Source organism: Embleya sp. NBC_00896 (assembly GCF_045207785.1).
Lineage (GTDB): Bacteria > Actinomycetota > Actinomycetes > Streptomycetales > Streptomycetaceae > Embleya.
In genome coordinates this window covers 2441456-2466030 of record NZ_CP108777.1, presented here as the reverse complement: position 1 = coordinate 2466030, position 24575 = coordinate 2441456, and the positions used below count along the sequence as shown (strand labels likewise).

Genomic DNA, 24575 nt, shown 5'->3' with positions numbered 1-24575 from the left:
CCGTCGTCGCCGGCCTGACGCCGATGCGGGCGTACGAGTTGGCCCAAATGACGGTCGGCGGCGGTGGTCCCCGCCATCTGCGCGAGGCGCGCACCGATCCGCGTCAGCATCGAACGTGGCGAGAGGCCACCAAGGCCTCCCGCGTGGCCGCGCTGGACGAGTTGAAGCAGGACAACGCCCGCTACCGAGACGACGATCGGGCAGGCGACGGTACGCGGGCCATCGCCGCCTACAACGCCGGCTCCGGGAAGCCTTCTGGCGCAGCCACGACAGTATCCGGGACGGTGCCCACTCGACGCCGGGCGGACTCGCGCTCCTCGCGGCCACTGGCCTCACCGCGCCCAAGTGGGCGGCGCTGCAGCCCGGGGACACCGAACCGGTCAACGGGGGTAGCGACAACTGGACACAGGTCGTGCTGCCCTCGCTCGCATCCGGTGTCGGTCACGGCAGTCGTTCGCACGGCTCGCCCGCGGGACGGAGCGTCGCACCCGGCGCACAAGTCGGACGCGACGAGGCATCGCTGTCGCTGCGCCGGGAATGACACTCCACGCCGCACGTCAGCCGACCTGACCGCCCGCCCGAGCATCGCGCTCCGACTCCGCGCGTTCGTCGGCCCGGGCCTACCGGCGGACGGTGTCGACTCGTCGAAAGCAATGGACGGCGGCGGCGGTGGCGGCCGTGGTCGAACTCGACGACGCGGCGGCGTGCTTGTACGAGGCCCGCGGGCACGCGGCGCTGCCGCGCCCGCGTCGACGCACCCGCGCGGAGGAGATGGAGCGCGCCTGGGAGGAGGCGCAGGCGCTCTACCGCTCCCGCTTCGACGCTGCGTTGGCTGCCTACGAGCCGACTGCGGAGGAGATTTGCGAGGCGATCCGACGGCAGGCGGAGGAGGACCTTCGCCGCGCCCACGCCCGGGACCGGGCCGCGGAGTCGGAGCGAAAGCGCGTCGAAGCCCTCGTGAACGCGCGCCTGGACGCCCTGGCTGAGGAACTTCGCTGGGGCGTATCGACCTCGAACGCCCCGGGCGACACGCTGCACGTGGTGTGTGAGGGCGTCCCACCGCGTGCGGTACCAGGGGATGCCACGCGCCTGACCACCGACACCGACGTACGTGCGCTCCGCGAGCTCTTGGCCGCTCGCGGGTGGGCCGGGGTGGTGTTCGACGACTCGATCGAGGAGCACGTCCTCGCGCGGTTCGCGGATCTGCCCGGCATGGCGTCGCGCACGGGGCTCTGGCAATTCTGGTGGCGGCTGTTCAAGGAGGATTACAAGACCGGGACCGTCCCCCGACCAAGCCCGAAATCGTACGGATCGAGCCACACGAGCTACACAGGATTCCACTTTTGAACCCGACAGGTCACGGGGCGCACTCGGCTACACCCGTTCCGCCGACGGCGGGCCTGTCCCGTCCGCCGGCTCTTCCGCCACATCAAGACGGCGAGTGCCGGGGCTCGCCCGGAGCGACGCCGACTCGCTCGGCGGGGGCGTCGCGGGTGTGGCGCCGCTCAGCCGGGCCACGTGCCGGTCAGGCCTCTCGTCGCGACCAAGCCGCCGCGCTCGACGGCGGCTTTGACTCCGGCGAAGACGGCGCCTTGCAGGGCGGCGGCGAGCAGGACTTCGCGCCAGGTGCGGTCCTGGTCGGTGGCGTCGGGCGCGTCCTGCTCGTGCCCCAGGGCTTTCCACAGCTGTTTGAACAACGCCCCGGCCACCATCCCGCTGATCGCGCCGAGCAGCAGTCCCACCGGCTTGTATGCGATCTTCGCTGCCTTCATCGTCTGCTCCTCACTTGTGAGGCCGGTTCGAACTCCCACGGGCCGGCCACCGTGGTCGTCCCCGGTCGGGGAGTCCTCAGAGGTGGTGGCGGGTGGGCTTGTCGGCGGCCACTTCGCGGTCGGCCGCCGCGTCGCGTTGGTCCGCGGTCCAGGTGCGCGTGTCGCGCGGCTCCACGTACGGCTCTTCGTCCAGCGGGTGGCCGCCGACGACGGCGCGTTCGCGGGACAGTTCGGCGTCGAACTCCAAGCCCAGCAGGACCGCCAGATTGGTGACCCACAGCCAGACCAGGAAGACGATCACGCCGGCGAACGTGCCGTACGTCTTGTTGTAGGAGGCGAAGTTGGCCACGTACAGCGCGAAGCCTCCCGAGGCGACCAGCCAGATGAGCAGGGCGACGAAGCTGCCGGGGGTGATCCAGCGGAAACCGCGGTTCCTGGCGTTCGGCGCCGCCCAGTACAAGATCGCGATCATCAGCGTGACCAGGAGGATCAGCACCGGCCACTTGGCGATCGCCCACACCGTCAACGCGGTGTCCCCGATGCCCAGCGCGGTGCCCGCCTGACGGGCGAGACCTCCGGTGAACACGACGATCAGGGCGCTCGCGCAGGCCAGCACCATCAGCACCAGCGTCAGGGCCAGCCGCAGCGGCGTGGTCTTCCACACCGGTCGGCCCTCGGCGATGTCGTACACGATGTTGGACGCGCGGATGAACGCCGCGACGTACCCCGACGCCGACCACACCGCCGCCAGCAGACCGACGATGGCCAGCCACGACCCGGTCCCACCACTGGACTGCAACTCCCGTACCGCGTTGGTGATCACGTCACGCGCGGCGCCGGGGGCGAGCTGCTGAAGGTTGTCCAGGATCTCCCGGGTGGCCGACTCGCCGGCGATCCCGAGCAGCGAGACCAGCACCAGCAGGGCCGGGAACAGCGACAGCACCCCGTAATAGGTCAGCGCCGCGGCGCGGTCGGTGAGTTCGTCGTCCTTGAACTCGGTGACCGTCCGCTTCAGCACCGCCCACCACGACCGCCTCGACAGATCCGACGGCTCGTCCGGGACACTCGGCCCCGCGTCGGCGCCGGCACCGGAGTCGGGTCCGGCGTGGGCGGATCCGTCCGCTTGTCGCCTTTTCCACATCCGTGCCATGGTCAGCCTTCTCGCCTGATATCGGCCTCTCGTGCCCGCGAGAAACCGGGCCTCCCCGGGTCCTGTCCGCCCGGACGGTGTGTCCGGAAACGTTTCTTCACCGCCGCGTTCCGGGCTCGGCCGTCGCGGCGCGGGCGGTCAGTGGCTCAGGGCCTGCTGGAGCTGTTTCTTGTTCATCGAGGAGCGGCCCTTGACGCCGCGGCGCTGGGCATCCGCGTACAGCTGGTCGTAGGTGGGACCCTTCGCACCGCTGTGCGAACGTTCACCGCCCCGCTGCGTCGCCGGCTTGTCCTTGATCGACGTTCGGCTCGCGGTCCTGGACTCGCCGGCCTGCGCCCGCTCCTTGTTGACGGTGCGCGCCGCGATCTCCTCGGCGCGCACCGTGCTCTCGCCGCGCTTCTTGGCGCTCTCCTTGATGTGCTCGTACTGGCGTTCCCGCTTGGGGCTCGATCCGCGTGGCATGGCTCTCACCTCGATCATCACGAAGATCATCACGAACCTCGACCTCGGAGACCACTACCCGGCATATGGGTGGGCATGCGCGGTGCCACCGGACTCGCCGCGAAGACACGAGCCGCTCGTACACGCCGTCCCGGCCGTCGCGGAGACCGCCCGGCGACAGCTCCGTGCACGGGCGGCCACGCAAGGTGATCCTTCCGCGCGGATCCGTAACCTCGGAATCTACGAATGGCCCGAGGCACCCGGGTGCCCGGAGCCGGGGAGCGGAAGCTTGAGCCCCGGCTTGACCTCCTCGTAGGTCAGGAGGGTTTCGTACCTGCGCACCGTTTTGTCCTCGATGAAGAGCTTCCGGGACACCTCTCGGTACGCCGTGAGGTCGGCGGTGACCAGCACCACGACGTAGTCCCTGGCCGAGGACGGAGTGGCACTGCTGCGCCGTCGGCTCCGCCCGTAGCCGTGCGCAGAAGGCCGTGTGCTGTGCGTCGTCGTTTTCCACCAACTCCACGAGCGCCACCGTCGTCAGACCCAGTCCCACCGCCTGCCGGTCGAGGACGGCGACCTCGGCACGGATCACGCCCGTGCGGCGCAACCGGGTCAGCCTGCGCTGTACGGCACTCGGGGACAGGCCCACCTTCTCACCCAGTTCGTGCAGAGGCTGGGTCGCGTCGGTCTGCACAAGGTCGAGCAGCAGGTGATCTGTCTCGTCGAGAGAAGGAATCGAGGGCACGCAATAAAGTTGCACGAAGCCGCGAAAATCGTCAATCGCGTGGACCGGTGTTCGTCCTACGATCATCGACGCAAGCGCATTCCGCACCCGAGGACGGCCGGCGCGCGTCCACCGCCGCGATGCCCGCGGCCGACGACCTCGGATGCCCTTCATGGACGGGCGGCCGAGCGGCCGACGCCCGGTCTGCGGCTACCTTCAATGGATCGGAGCCCCTGCGTGTTCGACGATGTCTCCCTCGATTCCCTGCGGCAGCGGTCCGGTGTCAAGTGGGGCACGGTCAAGCCCGATGTCCTGCCCGCGTGGATCGCGGATCAGGACTTCCCCGTCGCGCCTCCGGTGCGTGACGCGCTCCTGCGCAATCTCGACGCCGACCTCGGCTACCCGGCCTGGGACGACCACCCCGAAGCAAACCCGCTCAACCAGGCCTTCGCCGAACGGATGAGACACCACCACGACTTCGTGCTCGACCCCCGACACGTGCGCCTGTTCACGGAGTTGATTCAGGCGCTCCAAGTCGTGCTCCATGTCGCGACCCGTCCCGGGGACACCATCGCGATGCACGTGCCGGCCTACCCGCCGTTCCTGCGGACCCTGACCGACATGAATCGTCGACTTCTGCCGATCCCCATGGTCGACGACGGCGACGGCTGGTCCTTCGACACGAAGCGACTGGCCGAGGACGTACGCCGCCACGGCTGCCGGGCACTCCTGCTGGTCAACCCGCACAACCCCACCGGCCGGGTCATGAACCGCCGGGAGCTCTCCGAGTTGGCGGAGATCGCCGCCCGTCACGATCTCCTGATCATCTCGGACGAGATCCATGCCGACCTCACCCACGCGCCGAACCGGCACATCCCGATCGGCTCCCTGAACCCTGAGACCGCCGACCGGACGATCACCCTGACCTCGGCCGGCAAGGCCTTCAACCTGGCCGGCCTGCGCTGTTCGGTCGCACATATCGGAGACCGCCGCGTCCGCAGGGCCCTGGAGAGTCAACCGCCCCTGCTGTTCGGTGAGGTCAGCTCGCTCAGTGTGCTGGCCACTCTGGCGGCGTGGCAGGAGGGCGACGCCTGGTTGGCCGAGGCGCGGGCGACACTCGCACGCAACCGCCGCATGGTCGCCGAATCCTTGCCCTCCGGAATTCGCCACCACCTTCCCGAGGCGACCTACCTGGCCTGGCTGGACTGCCGCGCACTCGGACTCGACGCCGATCCGACCGCGTTCTTTCTCGACCACGCCGGGGTCCGGCTCAGCCCCGGCCCCGATTTCGGACCCGGCGGAGACGGCTTCACCCGGCTCAATTTCGCCACCACCCGAGGAGTCCTCGAAGAGATCCTCGATCGCATGCGTACCGCCGTCGAACGACACGCACCCGGCCCGACGTAGACCCCGACACGCCCTCGGCCCGGGGGCGGTGCGCGGGCCCGCGACGTATCTCACCGACACGACACACCCGCGGGCTACTCGGCCGACAGGGCCGCCCGCATCGCCTTGTCGAAGGGAGTCGGGTCGTAGCCCTCGGGGACCGACGAGGAAGACGTTACGAGGGAACGCGGGCAGCGGAATCAGTCACGTATCGGTAGTCGGGCGCCACCGCCGGGCGCGCGGATCCGTAGTCGGCGATGCAGCGCGCTGCGCGAACTGCGGTACCTGCGACGGGAATCGTTGCCCCGGGATGCGGCGAGACGGTCCCGGCGCGTTGGATGTGGTGGTGAGCACCGGCCCGGTGGGCTCCATGTCCCGATGCGCGGGTGTCGGGTCGCGGTCGCCGCGACGCGGACGCTGTCGAGCGGCGGCGCAGCTGCCGCTCCGACGGTTCCTCCGGGGCGGAAAGGGGCGGCGGGCAGCGCGCGAAAAGCGTGGGAGCGGATCGCGAACCGCGAGATCGTGCGCCGACGCACCCCTGCTGCGCCCCGCCATCAGAGTGAGCGGATGGCGGAACCCTTGTGGCTGGATTCACACGTATGGGTTACTGGAAACATCCAACCGGTGGGCGCCCATCCTCTCGGGGGACACGGCATTCAGCGCAGCGCCGACACCCCTGAACCAAGGGTTGAGCGGCTTCCACGCCAGGTGCGGTGATGGGCACCCCTGTTGGGATCTTGGATAGGCCGGTCGGTGTCGAAGACTCGGCGCCGACCGGCCCGGTGACCCGTTTCAGGCCAGTAGAGACCGGCCGGGACACACCGTGATTCGTCTCTTTCTCCTTCAGCCCTTGCCCGGGGCGTCATCCAGGTCGCCGATTCCGGCGACCCGGTCGGGATCCGCTCGTGCCCGAAACCGTCGGTGCACGAGACCACCCCCAAGGATCGGCGCAACCGTTCGGACCAGCGCACAACCCAGTTCCGGATCGAGCAAGTCAACAAGGAGGAAATCGTGCCCATCTCACCGAACCAAGGATCCACCGGGGGCGGAACCCTGGTGACCGTAACCGGCACAAACCTCACCGGCACCACCGCGGTGAAGTTCGGAACCAAGCCGGCCACCAGTGTCACCAACGTGTCCCCCACAACGGTCACCGCCGTTTCCCCGTCCGGCAGCGGCACGGTCGGCGTGACCATCACCACCCCGGGCGGGACCAGCAACCCGATCCCGTTCTTCTACGTCGGCGCGCCGTTCAAGGCCTCGCTGAGCGCCACCTCCGGAGCCACCGCGGGCGGCGAGAGCGTCACCATCAACGGCACCGGGCTGTCGACCGCCACCAGCGTTTCGTTCGGCGCGAACAGTGCGGCCCCCACGGTCGTGTCCGACAGCGTGATCACCGTCATCGTGCCGGCCGGCGCGGCGGCCGGCCCGGTGGGCGTCACCGTCACCACCGCAGGAGGGACCAACAACGGTCTGACGTACACCTACATCGACGCCCCCACCGTCACCCTCGTCACCCCCGCCGAGGGCCCCACGTCCGGCGGTACGGCGGTGACCATCACCGGCACCAACCTGGGGAGCACCGAACAGGTCACGTTCGACGGCACGGTGGCGCCGTTCTCGGTCATCTCGAGCACCTCGGTATCCGCCGTCTCCCCGGTGGGCGCCGCAGGACCCGCCGACGTCGCCGTCACCAACCCGGCCGGAACCGCCACCGACACGGGTGCCTTCACCTACGTCGCCGGCCCCGGCATCTGATGCGCCCCCGGCGGTGGCCCGCCGCCGGGATCGCTCGGAACGTCCGATCGGACATCGCTTCGTCGTCCGTGTCCGACGAGGAACACCGGACACCCGCACCGAGCCACGGCGGACGGCCCGCTCTCGGCCGTGGCTCACCCTTGCGCGAGACAGAGGACTGAAGGCTGTGAATCATCCCGAGTTTCAACAAACCGTCGGCCAGGAAGCCGTACTCGCCGCGCCTGTCATTTCGGTGCTTTCCCCGGCGCAGGGGTCGGCTGCGGGCGGCAACACGGCGACGCTGAGCGGGAGCGGTTTCACCGGCACTACCGCGGTGAAGTTCGGTACCACGTCGGCGACATCGTTCACCGTGGTCTCCGCCACCCAGATCACCGCCGTCGTTCCCGCCGGAACTCCCGGCCCGGTCTCCGTAACCGTCACCACCCCAAGCGGCACGAGCAACGGCATCACCTACACCTACGTCCCGTTCGTTTCGGCGGTGTCCCCGGCGCAGGGGCCGGCCTCGGGCGGCAACACGGTCACGCTGAGCGGCACTGGTTTCACCGGCACCAGCGCGGTGAAGTTCGGCACCACGTCGGCGACATCGTTCACCGTGGTCTCCGCCGTACAAATCACCGCCGTCGTTCCGGCCGGAGCCCTCGGCCCGGTCGCCGTAACCGTCACCACCCCGAACGGCACCAGCAACGGCATCACCTACACCTATGCCGGCGCGCCTGTCGTCACGGTGCTTGCCCCGGCGCAGGGGCCGGCCTCGGGCGGCAACACGGTCACGCTGACCGGGACCGGGTTCGCCGGCACCAGCGCGGTGAAGTTCGGGACCACGTCGGCGACATCGTTCACCGTGGTCTCCGGCACCCAGATCACCGCCGTCGTCCCCGCCGGAACCCCCGGTCCGGTCGCCGTAACCGTCACCACCCTGAGTGGCACCAGCGCTCCGAACATTTTCTACTTCTATGTCTCCGCGCCGGTGGTCATCGGGGTCGACCCGGCTCAGGGGCCGATCTCGGGCGGCAACACGGTCACGCTGAGCGGGACCGGTTTCACCGGCACCAGCGCGGTGAAGTTCGGCACCACGTCGGCGACATCGTTCACCGTGGTCTCCGCCACCCAGATCACCGCCGTCGTCCCCGCCGGAACCGGCACGGTTCAAGTCACGGTCACCACGCCGGGCGGCACCGGCAACGACTTCCCGTACGTCTACGTTCTCGTGCCTGTGCTCTCAGCACTTTCCCCGGCCCAAGGACCGACCTCCGCCGGCAACATCGTCACCGTGACGGGTGCCAACCTCACTCTCGCCGGGGCGGTGCGTTTCGGCGTCACCCTCGCCGCCTTCACCGTCGTCTCCGACACCGGACTCGTCGCGATCGCTCCGGCGGGGCCGGCGGGATCGGTCAACGTCACCGTCGAGACACCCGGTGGAACCAGCACTGGCCAGACGTACACAAGAGTTCTGCCACCGAGTGTGTGAGATGCCCAACGCGTGTGAGACCCGCCCGACGGCAGTCGAGCCGCCGTAGTCCGTTCGCGGTCTCGCGACGAGCTCGACCACTGCTCGCGCGCCATCGCCTCGCGGATCCCAACGGCCGCCCGGGGGCGGCGATTTCGGGCTTGGCAGCGCCGGCGCCAAATGCCGACGAACCGTTCGGGGTCGTCCCTTCCACTGAGGGGACGACCCCGAACGGCGCGTCCGCACGAGAAGTCGGGCCCGGTGTTCTCGTCGCGGATCACGCTGCGCAGGCCGGTGCGGGTCGCGGTGCTCCCGGGGCCGGGTTGAACATCCAGCCTTCGGGCTCGGTTCGAGGCGGTCGTTCCGCGCGTCTTGGGCTTCACAGGGCCCGGTGCGGCGAAGACGCCTCGGCGCTTCCGGTGAGGCCGCGGGGCGTGGTTGTCGCGTCATCCGCAGCGTGTGGGTTTCTTCACCACGGTCGGGTGACGCTGTTGTTGTCCAGCGTCACGGAGCCGTCGCGGGCCAGCACTTGGCCGTTGACCGTCGTGCCGGCGTTCAGCGTGATCGATGTCTGCGCCAGAACCCTGCCGGCCAGGGCGGTGTCGGTGCCCAGAGTGGCCGAACTTCCGATCAGCCAGATGACGTTGCGGGCCGTGGCGCCGTTGGTGAGGAGCACACCGCTTGCGGTTGCCGTCGTCAGGGTCGATCCGATTTGAAAGATCCAGTCGGCGTTGCGGTCGCCCTCGGCGTCCAGCGTGAGCGTGCCGGTGAGCCCGATGGAAGACACGGCGTTGTAGACGCCGGGAGTCAGCGTCAGGCCGCCGAGGTCTCCGGAGATGCTTGCGTCCGGGATCCGGCCGACGGCGTCGTCGTACGTCGCGACCAGATCGGCGTGGGCCTGAACGGCGTCCGCATCCGAGATGTGGATGGTTCCGTTCACCTGGCCGGGCGGGAATCCGGTCACGGACACTCCCGGGCTCACGCCGAGGTCTCCGGTGACGGTGGTGAGGCCGGTGTTGGTGACCGACTGTCCGCCCAGTACCGCGAAGCGTCCCAGATAGGTATAGGCGTCCGAGGCGGATGTGGTGCCACCGAGGGTGGTGACGGAGACATCGGCCGAGCCGAGCGCCCCCGCTGGTACCACGGCGTCGATCTCCGTGTCGGATGCGATCCGGTAGGAGAGAGCGGGTATGCCCCCAAAGGTGACGCTGGTGGCGTACGAGAACGCGGTCCCGGTGATGACGACCAGATTGCCGCCGTCGACCGGACCCGAGTCGAGGGTGACGACGGTGATCGACGGCGAGTCGAGGTACGTGTACGCGACTCCGCCGCCGATGCCACCCCTGGTGCGCACGGTGACCGCAACCGGGCCCGCGGCTGCCGCCGCGGGGACCGTCACGGTGAGTCGGCCGTCGGAGTCGACGGTGAATTCGGCGACCTGCGTGCCGAATCGAACCTCGCTCGTCGTGTAGAGGCCGAGGCCGGTGAGAGTCACCGTATTGCCACCGGCCAGGGGGCCCGCGGGAGGCGGGGTGAGGCGAAAGGAGGGCGGCGGCAGGTAGTAGAAGGTGCCGACGATCCCCGTCCCTCCGGCGGTTGTCACGGAGACCGGAACAGGGCCTTGGCCGGAGGGGGTGACGGTGGCGGTGGTGGTGTCGCTGACGACCGTGAAGCTCGCGGCCTGGCGGGAGCCGTAGCGCACGCCGATGGTGCCGGTGAAGTGGCTGCCGGTGAGGGTCACCGCGTCGCCTCCGCCAGTGGATCCCTGGTCTGGTGAGACCGGCATAAGGTCGCTCCCTGAATCCATCGGTCGACGGACGGGACGTCTCTCGAGCCGACCCGCCCGTCGACGACCGCAACGGTTCCACTTCGTCACTCAAGTAGCCCACCGGCGAAGTGCCGCGGCAATGCCGAGAACCTCATGTCACCCGAAAGGCGGGGCGTGCTCGGTACTTCGCGTCGAGCGGCCGTCTCCAACGCACCACCGCCGCACCACCCATGCACCCCCCGCGAGCAACACAGCGTCCGAGTAGCCCGATCGACCACGTCACTTCCGAACACGTCACCTGGCGAGAGCCGCCATGTAGCGCGCTCAGTCACACCACCGTTGTCCTGTGCCGTCGAAGGTGACGAAGGGTTGTGAGGCAAGTCGGCCACGTCAGCCTCGGAACCGTGTCCGGCCATGCCGAAGTCCGGTCCGTCGGCGAGTGGTTGGCCGCCCGGCCGACCGCACCCGCCGCCGGGGTCGGCCCTCGCGCGTGCGGTCCTCAGTGGAGCCCCAACACGCGGTCCACCGCGATCTCGATGACCACGCGCCCCGGCGGATCGGGCGGCGGCGATCCGTACCGGTCGGCGTAGCGGCGGACACCTTCGTCGACTCGCCGCGGATCGGCGGACAGCGTCGCGGGGCCTTCCAAGGTGATCCACCGGAAGCCCTCCGGCTGGCAGATCGCGGCCCGGCTTCGCGGAGCGGCCAGCACGTTCCGTGCCTTGCGCGTCGTGTCGATCGTCAGAACGCGGACCAGTCCCGACGCGCCGTCCCAGGTGAAGCGGACGGTTACCACGTGCGGCGAGCCGTCGGGACGAAGTGTCGTCAGCGTCCCGACACTCGGCGACGCCAGCAGGGTTTCGGCGGACGGCTTCACTTGTCCGCCTTCTTCTGTGCCTTGGCCTTCTTCTCCGCCTTGACCTGGCGCCAGATCATCCTGGGGATGCTCATCGGGACGTCCCGGGTCGCCACTCCCATGGCCTTTCCGACGAACCGACCGTCTTCCAGTTGGCTCAACATGCCGGCGGCGAGATCGGTCCGCGCGGTGTAGAGCCCGTCGACGCTGTCCTCGCCGATTTCGTAGTTCGTCACCTCGTGGTGCTCGAACAGCCCGCCCGGACGCACGATCGTCCAGTCCAGATCGCTTGCCCGCATCAGGGCTTCCATACGGCGCATGTCGTCGTGTGCCGTCTTCGCCACCTTGCGATTGACCAGCGGATCCATGACGAGGTTGAAGAAGTGCTCGCCGGTCGGTCGCCAGGCGGGGTCTGTCACGCTGGAGCTGACCGCCAACAGGCGCTTCACGCCGTGGTGTTCCATGCCCGCGAGGATGTTCCGTACGCCGCCCGAGTAGACCGTGACCAGGTCCCGGGTCGGCGGCACTCCCAGCGCTGAGACCACCGCGTCGCTGCCCGCGACGACCGAGGCGACGGCATCCGCGTCGGCCACGTCCACACCGGCGACGGTGAGGCCCGCGCGGGGAGCCAGGGCGTCTGCTCGTCGGGAGACGGCGGTGACGAGGTGGCCGGCGGCAAGGGCCTGGTCGGTGAGCTGACGGCCGGTCGGTCCGGTGGCGCCGAAGACGGTGATGCGCATGTGTTCGCTCCTTGTTCCCGCCCCCGCTGTCCGGGGGCTCGACAGGCGTTGACTCTGCCGGGGCGAAGGCGTGGTATTCAAAGACGATGAATAAATCCCGGGGCCGTCCGCGGGGCAACCCGCCGACCAGAGCGCTCATCGCCGAAGCCGCACGTGGCCTGTTCCTCGAGCACGGATACCGTCGCACGACCCTGCGAGCCATCGCCGCGGCGGCCGGCGTCGACCAAGCGCTCATCAAGTACCACTTCGGGTCGAAGCAACGGCTGTTCGGCGAGGTCACGGAGCTGCACTGCGCCGAGTCGCTGGGGCTCGCCGAGGCGCTGCGCGGTGACCCGGCGGGCGTCGCCGACAGGATCCTGGAGGCTGTCACGGACCTGTGGGACGCCACGGTGGTCAACCGCGACGCACTCCAGGACGAGGACGTGATGGCAGTCCTGCGGGAGTACCTCGATGGCGAGGTACTCCCGCAGATTGCTGAATATCTCGGCGGGACGGACGCGACCGAGCGCGCGACCGCCGTCGTCACGGTGATCGGCGGTTTGATCTTCACGCGGTACCTGCAACCGCTGCCGGCCGCGGAGCGGTTGTCCCCGGCCGACGTGCGGCGGGTGCTGGGGCCGACGCTTCGGGCGGCGCTTCAGGGCGGACGGGTGCGAAGCGGGGCGCGCCGCATCGCGGCCTGACCGCTGCGGGCCGGCGACATCAACCACCCGCCTGCACGACTGGCTTGACGCGCCCTGGACCGGATCGGATCGTGCCGGTCAGGTGGTCGGGGCCACGTGGGTGGTGAGGAACTCGCCCGCGGGTGGCGCCAGCAGCCGGACGTTCGGGTTGTGGCTGAGCTTCGGGATCTCGGTGTGCCGGGCGTCGGGCAGCGCCGCGGTGGCGGCGCGGGCGGCGGTGCGCAGCAGGGCGTCGCTGCGACCGCCGGAGAGCACCAGCACCGGCACCTGTACGCCGGCCCAGTCGGCCGGGTCGAGTGGCTCCCCGCGCATGTGCTCGGCCATCACCGCCCAGTCGTGCGGGGTGGAGCCGGCCACCGCGGTGAGCTTGGACCACATCGGGGTGATCCGCATCAGGCTCACGAACGGAGCGGGAATGCCTATCGCCTTGGTCATGAAGTACCGCACGGTCTGGCTGCGCCGGTCGGCGGCGACCAAGCCGTGCAGCGTCGCGGCCAGGTCCGACGGCGGTACGTGGCGGGTGCGGTCGACGACGAAGGGCGGCTCGAAGGCCACCACCCGGCTGATCCCGGGGACCTGTCCGGAGCCGGCGGCGCGCAGCGCCAGCACCGCGCCGGAGGACCAGCCGAACAGCGCCGCCGAACCGCCCTCGGCGGCGACCAGTGCGGCCAGGTCGTCGACCTCCTGCGCGGGGTTGTATCGGCCCGGGGTGTCGCCGCTGTCGCCGCGGCCGCGGCGGTCGTAGTTGACGACGGTCAGCCCATACGAGCCGGCGAGCATCTCCGCCAGTTCCACCATCTTCGGGAACTTCCGGTAGCTGAAGGCGCCGCCGACGAGGACCACCGTCCCGCGGCTGTCGCCCGTCGGGGCGTGCCGGTCGTACGCAATCGTGGTGCCGTCGGCGGACGTGACCGTGTGCGTGATGCTCATGAAGACTCCTGTGTCCTTGTTCCGGTGGTGCCCGTTGCTGTCGTGCCGGCCTCAACGGCTTTGCTTTGTCAGACCCCATCCGGCGCGCGAACTCATCGCCCTGCCGGCGTCTTTCTTCCGCGGCGATCGGCCCGGCGGCGTGGGCGGCGTGGGTCGTCGAACACCGGGCCTGACCGACCGCCACGGCCTCGTTTCGTGCGCCTGTGGCGGGTTGCCCGTTTTGCCCTGTCGACAGCTTCACAGGTTTAACTTAGGCTCACCTAAGTTCCAGGCGGGCCGCCCCGTCGACGTGCCCACCTCTCGTATTTCCCCACGCCTGGCAGGCGACTGCCCTCGCACGATGGGAGTGGCATGTCACGGGTTCTTCCTGATCACGCAGCAGCTGTCCTCGACCGCACCGGCAGAGGACGCCTTCCGCGAGAAGGTCACCGCCGTGTCGTGGCGGGTGCGCGAACTCGGCGTCGAGGTGTTGGACGAGGCCGGGGCGCGGGCCCTGGCCGCCGATAGCGACCCCGGGGGTGGGGCGCCCGGCCGCAGGCGGCGACCTCGAGGTCGACTGCGTCCGATACGAGTCTCTGCGCAAGCTGAAGTTCCTGGTGCCGCTGGTGAGTTCGTGGCAATCGCCGCCTACCAGCCGCGCGCGGCGGCCGACCTCGCGTCGATCCTGGCCGTGAACGTCCCGCCCCACGCGTACGAGGGCGCGGTACGGGTCGGCGGCCAGGACTGCCTGGCCGTGGCCCGGTGACCTGCCGAGCGCATGTGCCGAACCGCCGCGCGCCGTTGGCCGAGCATCGGCGGGCCCGGGCGGCTTCGACCGGTTGAAGCGCATCGCGAGTCCGGCCGCGCGGGCCCCGGCGCCCTCGGTGACCTTCGTCGCTCCACCCGGGAGTGGTGCACAGGGGTGGAGCGCGCGTTCCGAGAACTCACAGGGCTTTGCGCGGTTGGGGCTGGTCGTCCTCGGAGCTCAGTCGGGCGGCGATGTCGTATGCCTGGATGGTGCGTTCGACCGCGTTGGGAACCGCGTCGAGTCCGTAGATGAAGGCGAAGAGGTAGGTCATGGCCGCGAAGATGTGACCGGGGCTGGTGGGTGTCGGTGTGGTGAGCAGGAACAGTGCGCCGATCGCGGTGGCGACCGAGAACAGTTCGGTGATGCCCCAGGTGCGGGCCTCGGCGTCGGACAGTCGCACCCTGAGTCGGGCGAGGTGCCGGAAGTGTTCGACGACGGCGGGGCGATGACCGGACGCGATGATGTCGACCTCTTCCTCGGCGGCGTCGTTGATCGCCTCGTTGAGGACGACGGCTCGTCGGCTGTAGTGCCAGTTGAGGAGGGCGACCGGGACGAGCATCAGCAGCGCGACCCCGCCGGCGCGCGCGTCGTAGGCGGTCAGCAGGGCCAACGACCCCACACAGCCCAGGATCGCCGTGAGCAGGGCGGGCACGTCCCGCTCGAAGAAGTCGACGAGCTCGCGGGCCAATGCGGAGCGACCCGCCAACACGGCGGTCGAGGTGCCCGAGCGGCCCTGGCGGTCGATCATCTCGGTGACCGCCTCGGCGTAGAGGCGGGTGAACAGCCGCGTGTCGTACGCCTGGCGAGCCACACCGACCGCCGCGTGGAGCACCCAGATCGCGACCAGCGGCACCATGGCGCGGGGGCGGTCGGCGAGCAGCCCGTCGATGGCCACGCCCACGGCCCAGGGGTAGGAGGTTTCACAGGCCAGTTCGACCACGGCCAAGGCGTAGGTCGCCGCGATGCGTCGGCGGGATCGCACGATCACCGCGGGCCAGTGGGCGGACGCGGTCATCGGATGCCGGGCCCGGTCTCGCGGGACCGTGCGATGGTGTCCTCGATGGCGGCCAGGATGCTCTCGCGGGCCTGGTCCGCATCGATCATCCCGAGGACCCACCAGCTGTGGAAGCCCTCGACCGCTGCGATCAGCCGCATGCCGGCGGGACGGAGCGTCTCGGCCGGGCGCCGCACGCAATCGGCGAGGAGACCCGTGATCTCGTCGATCCAAGCCAGGTTCACGTCGTGCAGCCGCCGACGAAGTCCGTCGTCGAACAACGACTCGGCATACAGTTCGCTCCACACGCGCGCGAGTCGTATCGCGTCGGGTTCGTCCGCGATTTCGTCGGTCAGTGCGAGCGTCAACGCCGTTTCCGGGGAGTCTTGTCCGCAGTCGTCGGGTTCGAGCGCCTCCTTGCGCCGATACCTCGCGTCACCGGACGCGACGTACGACAGCACGCCGACCAGTAATTCGGCACGACCCGCGAAGTACCGATAGGGCAAGCCGACCGACACCCCCGCCTCGCGCGCCAGATCCTCCATCCGCAAGCGCCGGACCCCGCTGCGGGCGATCAGCCGACACGCCGCGTCCAGCAGCTGTACCTGCCGTGATCCCACTTCATGAATGAACATTCATTCACTCTATCGAACGGCGTGGTGCTCGGCGACGACATTTCCGTGCCGCCGCCCGGCACTCCGCGACGCAGGCGATCACGAGCCGGGGCGGCTGTCGACGGCCTGCCGGGAGTGCGCTGATCCCGATTGTCCTCCCCCGCCGAGACAACACCGGGTGTCACGGGGATCACTGTACGGATACGGGCACGGGAGAGTCGGAGCATGAGCCTTTTGAGGCTAGAGCACGGCCCACAGGGCCGTCGTCGACGCGAGCAGGCCCAGTGGGACGGTCAGCAACCCGAGTCGGGTGAACACGGCCAGGTTCGCGTCGGCGTCGTGCTCGCGCAGCACGCGACGCCACAGCAGGGTCGCGAGCGAGCCGACGTAGGTGAGGTTCGGGCCCAGGTTCACGCCGATCAGCACGGCGAGGACCGGGCCCGGACCGCCGCTCACGGTCAGCGGGAGCAGCGCGAGGACCGCGGGCAGATTGTTGATCAGGTTCGCCAGCGCCGCGGCCACCGCGGCGGTCGCCAGCAGCGCGGGCCACGACGACCCGGCCGGCAGTACCCGCGCCAGCGCGGACCCGAGTCCGTTGTCGACCACGGCGGTCACCACGACCCCGAGCGCGAGCACGAACAGGCAAAACAGCGGATCGGTCGCGCCGAGCAGGCCGCGCACGCTCGCTCGCCCGCGATACAGCGCCCGCGCGCCGAGCACCAGCACGCCCGCGAGCGCGGCCCACACCGGCTCGACGCCGGCGAACGAGGTCACCGCGAACCCGGCGAGCGTGCCGCCCAACACGACCAGGACGAACACCGGCACCTCGACCGGCAGCGCCTCCTCGACCGGTTCGAGCGGCGCGGCCAGATCGGCCCGGAAGAACCACCGGAAGACCCCGTACTCGACCGCCATCGCCGCCACCCACGGCAACGCCATCAGCGCCGCGAACCGCCCGAACGACAGCCCACTCACCGTGAACGCGAGCAGGTTGGTCAGATTCGACACCGGCAGCAGCAACGACGCCGAATTGGCCAGATGCGCGCACGCGTACGCGTGCGGCCGGGTCCGCGCCCCCACCCGCGCCGCCGTCGCGAAGACCACCGGCGTCAGCAGTACGACCGTCGCGTCCAGGCTCAGCACGGCCGTCACCACCGCGGCGACCGCGAACACCCCCGGCAACAACCGCCCCGGCCGCTTGCCACACCATCGCGCCACCGCCTGCCCGGCGGCGACGAACAGCCCCTCGTCCGCGCACAGTTTGGCCAACACCAGCACGGCCGCCAGGAACGCGACCACCGGCGACAGCGTTCGCACCTGCGCCCAGGCGTCGTCGAACGGCACCGCCCCGAGCGCGATCACCAGCCCCGCCGCGGGGACCGCCGCCACCGCCTCCGGCAACCCGCGCGGTCGCCCGACCGCGAACGCGAGCACGGCCACCAGCAGGGCGACCGACAACGACTCGGCGACGGCGGTGCTCAAGGTGTTCTCCCCCGCAGATGTCGAACGGCGCCGACCCGAAACCGGATGCGCGTACGGAGTTCGTACGCGGTCGCCCAGAATGCCGGCCACCGCGCGGGCGACCGGCTCCGGGGTGCGCCCGGGGATCAGTTCGTCCGCGACCGCTCGGCGAACTCCGGCGCCGCTCACAGGAAATCGGCCGTCGCCGAGCCCTCCGCCTTTGACCAGCTCGGCCGAAGTGCCCTCGAACACAACCGTGCCGCCTCCGTGCGGTCCCGGTGCGAGGGACCGCTCGGAGGCGGCGTGTTCTTGTGCGGCGGCAGGAGATCGACCCGTCTGTGCGGGGTCTGCGGCGTCAGCCGACCGGCGCCTCGGTGCGGGTGTCGTCGGCCTGCGGCTCGGCGGGGCGGATGGTCTCGGCGGGCGGGTTCGCGGTACGGCGCGCCCACAGGTAGTAGAGCGCCGACGTGACCACGAGGCCGACGATCCAGGAGATGTCCGCGCCTTCCAGCTTCTTGGTGATCGCGCCGGTGTACAGCTTGGTGGCCAGGAACGGGATCTGCACCACCACGCCGACGACGTAGCAGGTCAGGGCGGTGACGTTCCAGCGGCCGTAACGGCCGTTCGGGTCGTACAGCGCGGGGATGTCGACGCGCTCGCGCGAGATGAGGTAGTAGTCGACGAGGTTGATCGCGCTCCACGGCGTGAAGACCATCAGGAGCAGCAGCACGAAGTTCTTGAAGTTGGTCAGGAAGTCCGCGCTGGCCGCCATCGCGATGACCACCGAGACCGCGGTGAACCCGATGATGTACGCGGCGCGGGCGACCTGCGAGATCCGCGAACGCCCGTCGAACGCCGTCACGATCGTCAGGATCGACATGAAGCCGCCGTACGCGTTCAGGCAGTTGACGGTCAGCTTGCCGACCACGATCACCAGGTAGATGAGGAACGCCAGGAACGCGGGGCCCGCCAGATCGCCGAGGAAGCCGACCTGGTCCGGCAGGAACGCCTTGCCCGCGACGGCCGCGGTGAGCGCGCCCAGCGTCATGGCGATCTGCGATCCGACCACCGAGCCTGCGAACGTCGACCAGAACGTCGCGCTCTGGCTGGTGTGTCGCGGCAGGTAGCGCGAGTAGTCGGCGACGTAGGGGCCGAAGGTGAGCTGCCACCCGGCGCCGAGGCCGACGGCGAGCAGGAACGTCGCGACGTCGAAGCCCTTTTCGCCCACGTGCGCGCCGACGTCGTACTGCGTGAAGAGGCGAATCATCAGGTAGCCGAGGCCGAGCACGCCGACGACGGTCGCGATGCGGCCGGCGAGGTGGATCAGCCGGTAGCCGGTGACCGCCACCACCGCGGTCAGCGCGCCGAAGATCAGGATGCCGACCTTGGCGTTGTCGATGTGCAGCATCTCACAGACCGCCTGGCCGGCCAGGACGGTGCCGGTCGCGGCGAAGCCGAGGTACATCAGGATCACCAGCAGCAGCGGCAGGACCGCACCGAAGACGCCGAACTGCGCCCGGCTGGAGATCATCTGCGGGACCCCGAGCCGCGGCCCCTGCGCCGAGTGCAGCGCCATCACGGCGCCGCCCAGCACGTTGCCGATGAGCAGGGCGAATATCGCCCAGAGCGCGTCGGCGCCGAAGACCACCGCCAAGGCGCCGTCGACTATCGCGGTGATCTGCATGTTGGCGCCGAACCACAGGGTGAACTGGCTGAGCGGCGTACCGTGCCGCTCCGCGTCGGGGATCACCTCGATGGTGCGGCGTTCCATCGCGAGGCCCCCGTCGGAGGTTTGCTCGATCGGCATGTGCGTGACTCCCAAGGCGTAGCGGCGATCACGCCGAACTGTGTCTGTCCCGCCGAATCTGGCATGGAGATGAACAGAGTTCAAGATCCTGAATGAATAATTTCATGCGCTGGACGCCGCACGACACCACCATCCTCGCGCGCGCCACCCGCTTCACCGAGCTGCCGATCCAGGTGGAGGGAGCCACCGACCTCATATAATTCGAACATATGTTCGCCAAGCATCGAGATCCGCCTGGGTCAGAACCCGGCCCCCGCACCCTTCCACGCCGCCGCCAGCCGCTCCGCCATCGCGGCCTGGTCCCACAACTCGGCCGGGTCGTCGGGCATGGCGGCGTCGTACAGCTCCAGACGGGCAATCTCCGGTATGCGCCGGAGCCTGTCGCGGGCGGTCCGGGCGTCCGTCACCTTCAGGCCCAGGGCCTTACGGGTCTCCGGCGGCAGGAAGTTGTGCTCGGGGTCCGTGATGTGCGGTAGACCTGCCATCAGCAGGGCCGCCGCGGCGCGGTCGAGGTCGGTGGCTTCGGCGAGCCGGGCGGCCGCGGCGGGGTCGAAGGGGACCGGTCCGCCGCGCTCCAGTTCGTCGACCAGTCGGTGCAGCCGCTCGGGCGTGGCCCAGCCTTCGGGCACCGCTTGGATGTCGAGGAGACCAGCGGGGCGGGGCACGGTCCCCCGTTGCAGAAACGCCGCGATGTTCCGGGTGGCACCGGAATGGGACCGGCCCCAGTCGCCATGAAGCATGGTGATGTCCAACGGCATCAGTGTGCCGTTCTCGTCGGCCGGCGCGGCCCGCTCCTCGCTGTCCAACAGACCTCGCTGCAAACCCGGTTCGGCCGGCGGCGAGAGGCTCCAGAACCTCAGCAGTCGAGCCGGCGCCCGGCGGTGCGCGGTACTGGTGACGGCGCTGACCGCACGGACCGCAAGACCCCCGATCCGTCCGGGAAATTCGGTCCAGTCGAAGGCGCTGCCGTTGTCCAGCCATCGTTCCATCGCGGTCTCTGCGTCGATCGTGCCGGCGAAGAAAGCCGAGGTGAGCTCGATCTGGATCGCCGTGCCGCCGTAACCGCTGGTGTATTTGCTGACCAACCCCTCCAGCGCGCCGCCCAGGTTCCTCCTCCGACACCTTGATCCGCGCCCGCTAGAGCCTGTTCTGGGTTCGGATCATGTGGTGGGTCGGAGGCTGCGGAGCCAGAGGATTGCGCCGCGGAGGTGGAGTCCGGCGAGGTAGCTGTCGGGCGTCTTGTCGTATCGGGTGGCCAGGCCTCGCCATGCCTTGATCTTGTGGATGCAGCGCTCGACGGTGTTGCGGTCCTTGTAGAGCGTGGCGTCGTGGCCGATCGGTCGACCTCCGCGTGAGCCCTTCTTCTTGCGGTTGGCGGCCTGGTCGACCTTCTCGGGGATGACCGCCTTGATCCGGCGTCTGCGCAGGTAGAGGCGGGTGGCGCGACTGGAGTAGGCCTTGTCGGCGGCGACGGCGCCGGGTCGGGTGCGAGGTCGGCCGACGGGGCCCCGGACCCGGATCCCCTCGACGACGGCGACGAAGCGCGGGTTGTCGGCGGCTTGTCCGGGAGTGACCACGAAGGACAGCGGCCGGCAGCGGCGGTCGGCCGACAGGTGGATCTTCGCGGAGAGTCCGCCGCGCGAACGGCCCAATGCGGCCGTCCTCAGCCTGGCCCGGTGTCGGCGCCGCACCCGCCGACGCTCCGCGCGCGCCGCCTCGTCCCCCGCTGCGGGCACCCCCTCCGTCACCGGCCCCTTTTGCCCCTTTCGAGAATCCCCTTTTCCTCGTCGACGGCCTTCTCCACCTCCCGCAGGAGTTCGGCGTCGACGACCATCCCGGCCGCGTCCTGATGCGCACGAACGACGGTGGAGTCCACGCTCACCAGGCCGAGTTCGACCTGCCCGCGGGCGGCGGCCTCGGCGATCATCGCCTCCATCAGGGCCCGGAACGTCCCCGCCAGGGCCCACGCGTGGAACCGCTGGTAGACGGTCTGCCAGGGCCCGTACCGCTCGGGAACGTCCCGCCACGGACTGCCCGTGCGAAAACGCCACATCACCCCGTCGAAGCAGTCCCGCAACCGCCCCGGATACGGGCCGCGCTCCCCGATCGGGAGGAACGGCTCGACCAACTCCCACTCGCCATCGGCCAGATCACCACGCGTCATCCCGACCTTGTATCAAGCAACCGCCCTCCCGCGCAGGAAAACCAGTCCGAAGATTGGAACCCAGAACAGGCTCTAGGGCCGCTTCAGCCGGGTCAGGATCCGGTCCCGGTGGGACATCATCGCGGTGGCGGCCTGGACGCACCCGACGACGCCCCGTGCGAGCAGCGGATGGCCGACCTCGGGCAGCAGCTTCCCGACGGCGGTCCGCAGCGCTTCCTCAGAGGTGGCCGCGGCCTTCAGCAGACACCGCACGGTGTCCTCGGTGATCTCCCGCAGGGCCCGCGATCCGGCAGGGTCGCGCGGCGTGAGGAAGTGCCAGAAGGCGGGCGGCGGTATGAGCCGGGTCCCGGCGGCCACCGGGTCGGGCTCGTTGTCCACCCAGCCGTCGTTCTTCAGTTCCGCCTGCCAGTAGAGGTCACCCGTTTCGGCGTCACGGGCGAGCACCGGGCTGTAGAGGCCCACACCGCCGCTGAGCACCAGCCGCTTCTCGGCGCCCGGTAGGTCGAGCAGACCCCAAATGGCGGTGATTCCCGCCCCGTCGAGCGCGCCGTGGACCCCGTCGACGCGGTGATAACGGACCTGTCCGGTCGCCCTGTCCTCGGCGACCCGCAAGCCCACATGCGTGCCATCGCTGCCCAGCGGTGACCCCTTGACGCCGTACGGCAGTGGCGCCAGGGACGAGGATTCCAAGTCCCATCGCTCGTCCTCGCCGAGCAGGGACGGGTCGAAGAACTCCGGCAGGCCGGCCTCGGCGAGCTCGCCGGTCGCCGGGTCGACGCGGTGCACCTGCGATTCCCGACCGTCCCCGGTGTGCCACCAGAAGTCCCGGCCGTCATGGAACATATGGCCGTTCGGGCCGACCCGCTCCTCGCGGGGGCCGAGGACCCGGTGGCCCATGAACCGCCGGCCGCTCGGCGCCATGAAGGTGTATCCGGGCCGATCCGGTTCGTAGTGGAGCGAATCCCACATCCGGGGCCGCACGCCGAAGACCTCGTCCGGTGCGTCCGACCAGTAGTGCCGCTGCCTGCCGTTGACGTAGTGCAGGACAAGGAACTGCCCGTCGGAGAAGTAGACCTCGGGCCTGTAGTGGAATCGGGCGGCTTCGCTCGGCACCCGCAGCCGGTGCTCCGCGATGCGACCGCCGGGCCCTATCGCGATGGCCTTCCTGCGGTCGTGGACGGTCAGGACGGGCCAGCTCGCCCGGCCCCAGAAGTTTTCGCCCGTGAGCTCGGCGGCGGCCTCGTCCAGGGCGGGCCAGCCCAGCTCGTCCAGGATGCCCGCGCGCAGCGTGCGGGTCAGCGGCGTCACCATGTCGAGCCGCGCGATCCGGGCAGGCAGGTCGAGCGTCTGGTTCAGCATGTCCCCGCGGACGTTGTCCTCCATCCAGCGGAGCGCGAAGGTCGCGTCCGCCAGGCCGCCCGATCGTGCGCACCGGACCTTGGTGTCGACGATCGCGCGCAGGACGGGCCGGAGGGCCTTCTTCCCCCACAGCCCACGGAATTCGCCCCCGTCATGAGGAACGGACCGAACCAGCACCGGCCCGAACCGTTCGTCATCGATCAGCGCCGGCAGATCGACATCGGCCCCCTGCCAGTTCCTCAACGACGCCCCCGGGCCCGGATCCACCACCGGGATCCCCGCGTCCAGGCAGCGGACCAGCGCGACGGCGTCGATGCTGCAGTAGTCCTCGGGCGCGCCGGAGCCGAACCGTACCGGCGTCCCCACCTTCCGGATGCGGTCCGCCAGCAGGGGCGGCAGCCGCAGCAACCCGTCGGGAACCGAGGGCGATGAGGCCCCGACGTACCGGCCGAGCATCGCGGACAGCCACTCCCCCGCGTCACCGGCGAGTTCGTCCAGCGCCCCGGTCTCTTCGATCAGGCTGCACCACCAGGTGTCCATCTCAGAGGGCGGCACCTCGGTCAGCCGCCACAGCAGCCGCTTCCTCAACGCTACGGAGGCGGCGACCGCGGGCACCAGCAGCTTGCGCTGCGCCGTCCAGAACCCGTCCGCCGACCGCCACAGAGCCGGGGTATCCACCAGGCGCTCCAGCAGCAGCCGGTGCGCGGTGACGACGTCCAGCCCCGCGGCCTTGGCTAGTTCGCCGATCTGCTTGAGCATCGCGGGCCATGGCGCGAGCCCGCCCGTCGTCCGCCGTACGGCCAGCTCCCGCAGCTCGCGGTACGCCGCTACCGGGTCGGGCCCTTGGGACAGCTCGCCGACGTACGCCTTGATGTCCTTGGCCGACAGGGCTCCGGCCAGCGCGAACTCCAGGAACACCGCGCGCCGCCGGGCCGGATCGACGCCCATGGTGGCGTGCCGGTCGGCGGCCCGCGCCCTGCCGAACATCATCGCGCCCTGTTTGTCCCGCCCGGCAGCGATGAACATCCGGCCGACCTCCTCCCAGAACACCGGCAGGTGGTCGTCGGGAAGCGTCGCCGCGATCCGCTGGAACTCCTCCAACGCGGGACCCGGCCGGGGGCCGACCAGCCGCCCGGCCCGCGCCATCTCGACGCCCGCGGACAGCGCGACCTCGGCGTGTGCGAGGTCGTGGACCATCGCCCAGGCCGGATAACGGAGTTCCGGGTGGTGCCCGGCCGCCACGGGCTCCACCGCGACCGGCGCGGAGTACCCGACGTCGGCCAGGATCCGGTCCTCGACGGGCGCGACCGTCTGCCCCGTCAGCCGGACCATGGGCCGCGCGCCCAGCAACGGGTGGCTGTAGCGTCGGGCGGTGATGTCCTCCCCGCCCGACCTCCCGGCCGGTGCCAGCCCCGCCGTCAGCGCCGACGCCGTATCGGCAGCCGCCGCGGCGTCCGCGCCGAGGCTCGTATGCGGGTCATGTGTCATCGGTCTTCGGACCCCCGTGAATCGGTTTCGCCGTAAATCAGTTCCGCCATCCGCCGGCCTTCGGTCCAGGCCACCGGCCCCAACTCGCCGAGCGGGACCGCCCGTTCCGCTTCATCGACCCACTGGAGCCGCCCGGCCTCTCCGGACGATCCGGACTCGTCGCTCCCCAGCCGGCAGCGCGCCTCCACCGTAACGCCGCGCTCGGTCATCGCCAGAACAGCGAATCCGCCCCGCACAGCAAAGCCG

20 protein-coding genes and 3 pseudogenes are annotated in these 24575 nt (G+C 70.1%); 6 read left to right on the top strand and 17 right to left on the bottom strand.

The window, feature by feature from the left end; all coding sequences use genetic code 11:
* Nucleotides 1-633: 633 nt before the first annotated feature.
* Entirely contained in the window at nucleotides 634-1347 is a 714-nt protein-coding gene (locus tag OG928_RS44385; protein WP_406292149.1) for a hypothetical protein, read from the top strand.
* Nucleotides 1348-1505: 158 nt separating this feature from the next.
* On the opposite strand, the gene OG928_RS44380 is transcribed toward OG928_RS44385, so the two are convergent.
* From OG928_RS44380 to OG928_RS44360, 5 genes and pseudogenes are all read right to left on the bottom strand, one after another.
* On the bottom strand, nucleotides 1506-1772 hold the full coding sequence (locus OG928_RS44380; RefSeq protein ID WP_331767698.1) for a DUF4235 domain-containing protein: 267 nt from the start codon (nucleotides 1770-1772) through the stop codon (nucleotides 1506-1508).
* A gap of 76 nt (nucleotides 1773-1848) precedes the next feature.
* Nucleotides 1849-2922, bottom strand: coding sequence for a YihY/virulence factor BrkB family protein (locus OG928_RS44375; protein ID WP_331767697.1), 1074 nt, complete (start codon nucleotides 2920-2922; stop codon nucleotides 1849-1851).
* 138 nt (nucleotides 2923-3060) lie between these two features.
* Entirely contained in the window at nucleotides 3061-3384 is a 324-nt protein-coding gene (locus OG928_RS44370) for a plasmid stabilization protein (protein ID WP_331767696.1), read from the bottom strand.
* A gap of 219 nt (nucleotides 3385-3603) precedes the next feature.
* The gene (locus OG928_RS44365; protein WP_331768361.1) at nucleotides 3604-3777 is read right to left on the bottom strand and encodes a hypothetical protein; all 174 of its coding nucleotides are present in this window, start codon (nucleotides 3775-3777) and stop codon (nucleotides 3604-3606) included.
* 229 nt (nucleotides 3778-4006) lie between these two features.
* Nucleotides 4007-4174: pseudogene (locus OG928_RS44360) on the bottom strand (AsnC family protein); the annotation flags it as partial.
* A gap of 150 nt (nucleotides 4175-4324) precedes the next feature.
* Between OG928_RS44360 and OG928_RS44355 the strand changes: the two are divergent.
* The 3 genes from OG928_RS44355 (at nucleotide 4325) to OG928_RS44345 (ending at nucleotide 8699) form a co-directional block, all read left to right on the top strand.
* Nucleotides 4325-5494, top strand: a complete 1170-nt coding sequence (locus tag OG928_RS44355) for an aminotransferase class I/II-fold pyridoxal phosphate-dependent enzyme (RefSeq protein ID WP_331767695.1) — start codon at nucleotides 4325-4327, stop codon at nucleotides 5492-5494.
* 990 nt (nucleotides 5495-6484) lie between these two features.
* A complete protein-coding gene (locus OG928_RS44350) occupies nucleotides 6485-7231 on the top strand; it encodes an IPT/TIG domain-containing protein (RefSeq protein ID WP_331767694.1) in 747 nt (248 codons plus the stop codon).
* A gap of 166 nt (nucleotides 7232-7397) precedes the next feature.
* The gene (locus OG928_RS44345; RefSeq protein WP_331767693.1) at nucleotides 7398-8699 is read left to right on the top strand and encodes an IPT/TIG domain-containing protein; all 1302 of its coding nucleotides are present in this window, start codon (nucleotides 7398-7400) and stop codon (nucleotides 8697-8699) included.
* Between the two features lie 448 nt (nucleotides 8700-9147).
* On the opposite strand, the gene OG928_RS44340 is transcribed toward OG928_RS44345, so the two are convergent.
* From OG928_RS44340 to OG928_RS44330, 3 genes are all read right to left on the bottom strand, one after another.
* On the bottom strand, nucleotides 9148-10464 hold the full coding sequence (locus tag OG928_RS44340; RefSeq protein ID WP_331767692.1) for an ice-binding family protein: 1317 nt from the start codon (nucleotides 10462-10464) through the stop codon (nucleotides 9148-9150).
* Between the two features lie 481 nt (nucleotides 10465-10945).
* Nucleotides 10946-11323: a TIGR03618 family F420-dependent PPOX class oxidoreductase gene (locus OG928_RS44335; protein ID WP_331767691.1), complete on the bottom strand. Its 378-nt coding sequence runs from the start codon at nucleotides 11321-11323 to the stop codon at nucleotides 10946-10948.
* Nucleotides 11320-12042 (bottom strand): NAD(P)H-binding protein, encoded by a 723-nt coding sequence (locus OG928_RS44330; RefSeq protein ID WP_331767690.1) that lies wholly within the window; start codon nucleotides 12040-12042, stop codon nucleotides 11320-11322. The genes OG928_RS44335 and OG928_RS44330 overlap by 4 nt, the downstream gene beginning before the upstream one ends.
* A gap of 86 nt (nucleotides 12043-12128) precedes the next feature.
* Between OG928_RS44330 and OG928_RS44325 the strand changes: the two genes are divergently transcribed.
* Nucleotides 12129-12725, top strand: a complete 597-nt coding sequence (locus tag OG928_RS44325; RefSeq protein ID WP_331767689.1) for a TetR family transcriptional regulator — start codon at nucleotides 12129-12131, stop codon at nucleotides 12723-12725.
* 78 nt (nucleotides 12726-12803) lie between these two features.
* Here the strand turns inward: OG928_RS44325 and OG928_RS44320 are convergent, their stop codons facing one another.
* On the bottom strand, nucleotides 12804-13655 hold the full coding sequence (locus OG928_RS44320) for an alpha/beta fold hydrolase (RefSeq protein ID WP_331767688.1): 852 nt from the start codon (nucleotides 13653-13655) through the stop codon (nucleotides 12804-12806).
* A gap of 497 nt (nucleotides 13656-14152) precedes the next feature.
* Here OG928_RS44320 and OG928_RS44315 point away from each other — a divergent pair.
* Nucleotides 14153-14379: pseudogene (locus OG928_RS44315) on the top strand (ABC transporter ATP-binding protein); the annotation flags it as partial.
* 199 nt (nucleotides 14380-14578) lie between these two features.
* Here OG928_RS44315 and OG928_RS44310 read toward each other — a convergent pair.
* The 8 genes and pseudogenes from OG928_RS44310 to OG928_RS44275 all read right to left on the bottom strand — a co-directional run bounded on the left by OG928_RS44310 (nucleotide 14579) and on the right by OG928_RS44275 (nucleotide 24538).
* A complete protein-coding gene (locus tag OG928_RS44310; RefSeq protein WP_331767687.1) occupies nucleotides 14579-15457 on the bottom strand; it encodes an ABC transporter six-transmembrane domain-containing protein in 879 nt (292 codons plus the stop codon).
* Nucleotides 15454-16071 carry a TetR/AcrR family transcriptional regulator gene (locus OG928_RS44305; protein WP_331767686.1) on the bottom strand — a complete coding sequence of 206 codons (618 nt, stop codon included), beginning with the start codon at nucleotides 16069-16071 and terminating at the stop codon, nucleotides 15454-15456. Before OG928_RS44305 ends, OG928_RS44310 begins: the two co-directional genes overlap by 4 nt.
* A gap of 219 nt (nucleotides 16072-16290) precedes the next feature.
* The gene (locus OG928_RS44300) at nucleotides 16291-17532 is read right to left on the bottom strand and encodes an SLC13 family permease (RefSeq protein WP_331768333.1); all 1242 of its coding nucleotides are present in this window, start codon (nucleotides 17530-17532) and stop codon (nucleotides 16291-16293) included.
* 334 nt (nucleotides 17533-17866) lie between these two features.
* Nucleotides 17867-19318, bottom strand: a complete 1452-nt coding sequence (locus OG928_RS44295) for a cytosine permease (RefSeq protein WP_331767685.1) — start codon at nucleotides 19316-19318, stop codon at nucleotides 17867-17869.
* A 239-nt stretch (nucleotides 19319-19557) separates the two neighbouring features.
* Nucleotides 19558-20403 (bottom strand): hypothetical protein, encoded by an 846-nt coding sequence (locus OG928_RS44290; RefSeq protein ID WP_331767684.1) that lies wholly within the window; start codon nucleotides 20401-20403, stop codon nucleotides 19558-19560.
* A 75-nt stretch (nucleotides 20404-20478) separates the two neighbouring features.
* A pseudogene (locus OG928_RS44285) lies at nucleotides 20479-21482 on the bottom strand (IS5 family transposase).
* A 72-nt stretch (nucleotides 21483-21554) separates the two neighbouring features.
* On the bottom strand, nucleotides 21555-24329 hold the full coding sequence (locus tag OG928_RS44280) for a hypothetical protein (protein ID WP_331767683.1): 2775 nt from the start codon (nucleotides 24327-24329) through the stop codon (nucleotides 21555-21557).
* Nucleotides 24326-24538 (bottom strand): hypothetical protein, encoded by a 213-nt coding sequence (locus OG928_RS44275; RefSeq protein ID WP_331767682.1) that lies wholly within the window; start codon nucleotides 24536-24538, stop codon nucleotides 24326-24328. Before OG928_RS44275 ends, OG928_RS44280 begins: the two co-directional genes overlap by 4 nt.
* Nucleotides 24539-24575 lie beyond the last annotated feature (37 nt).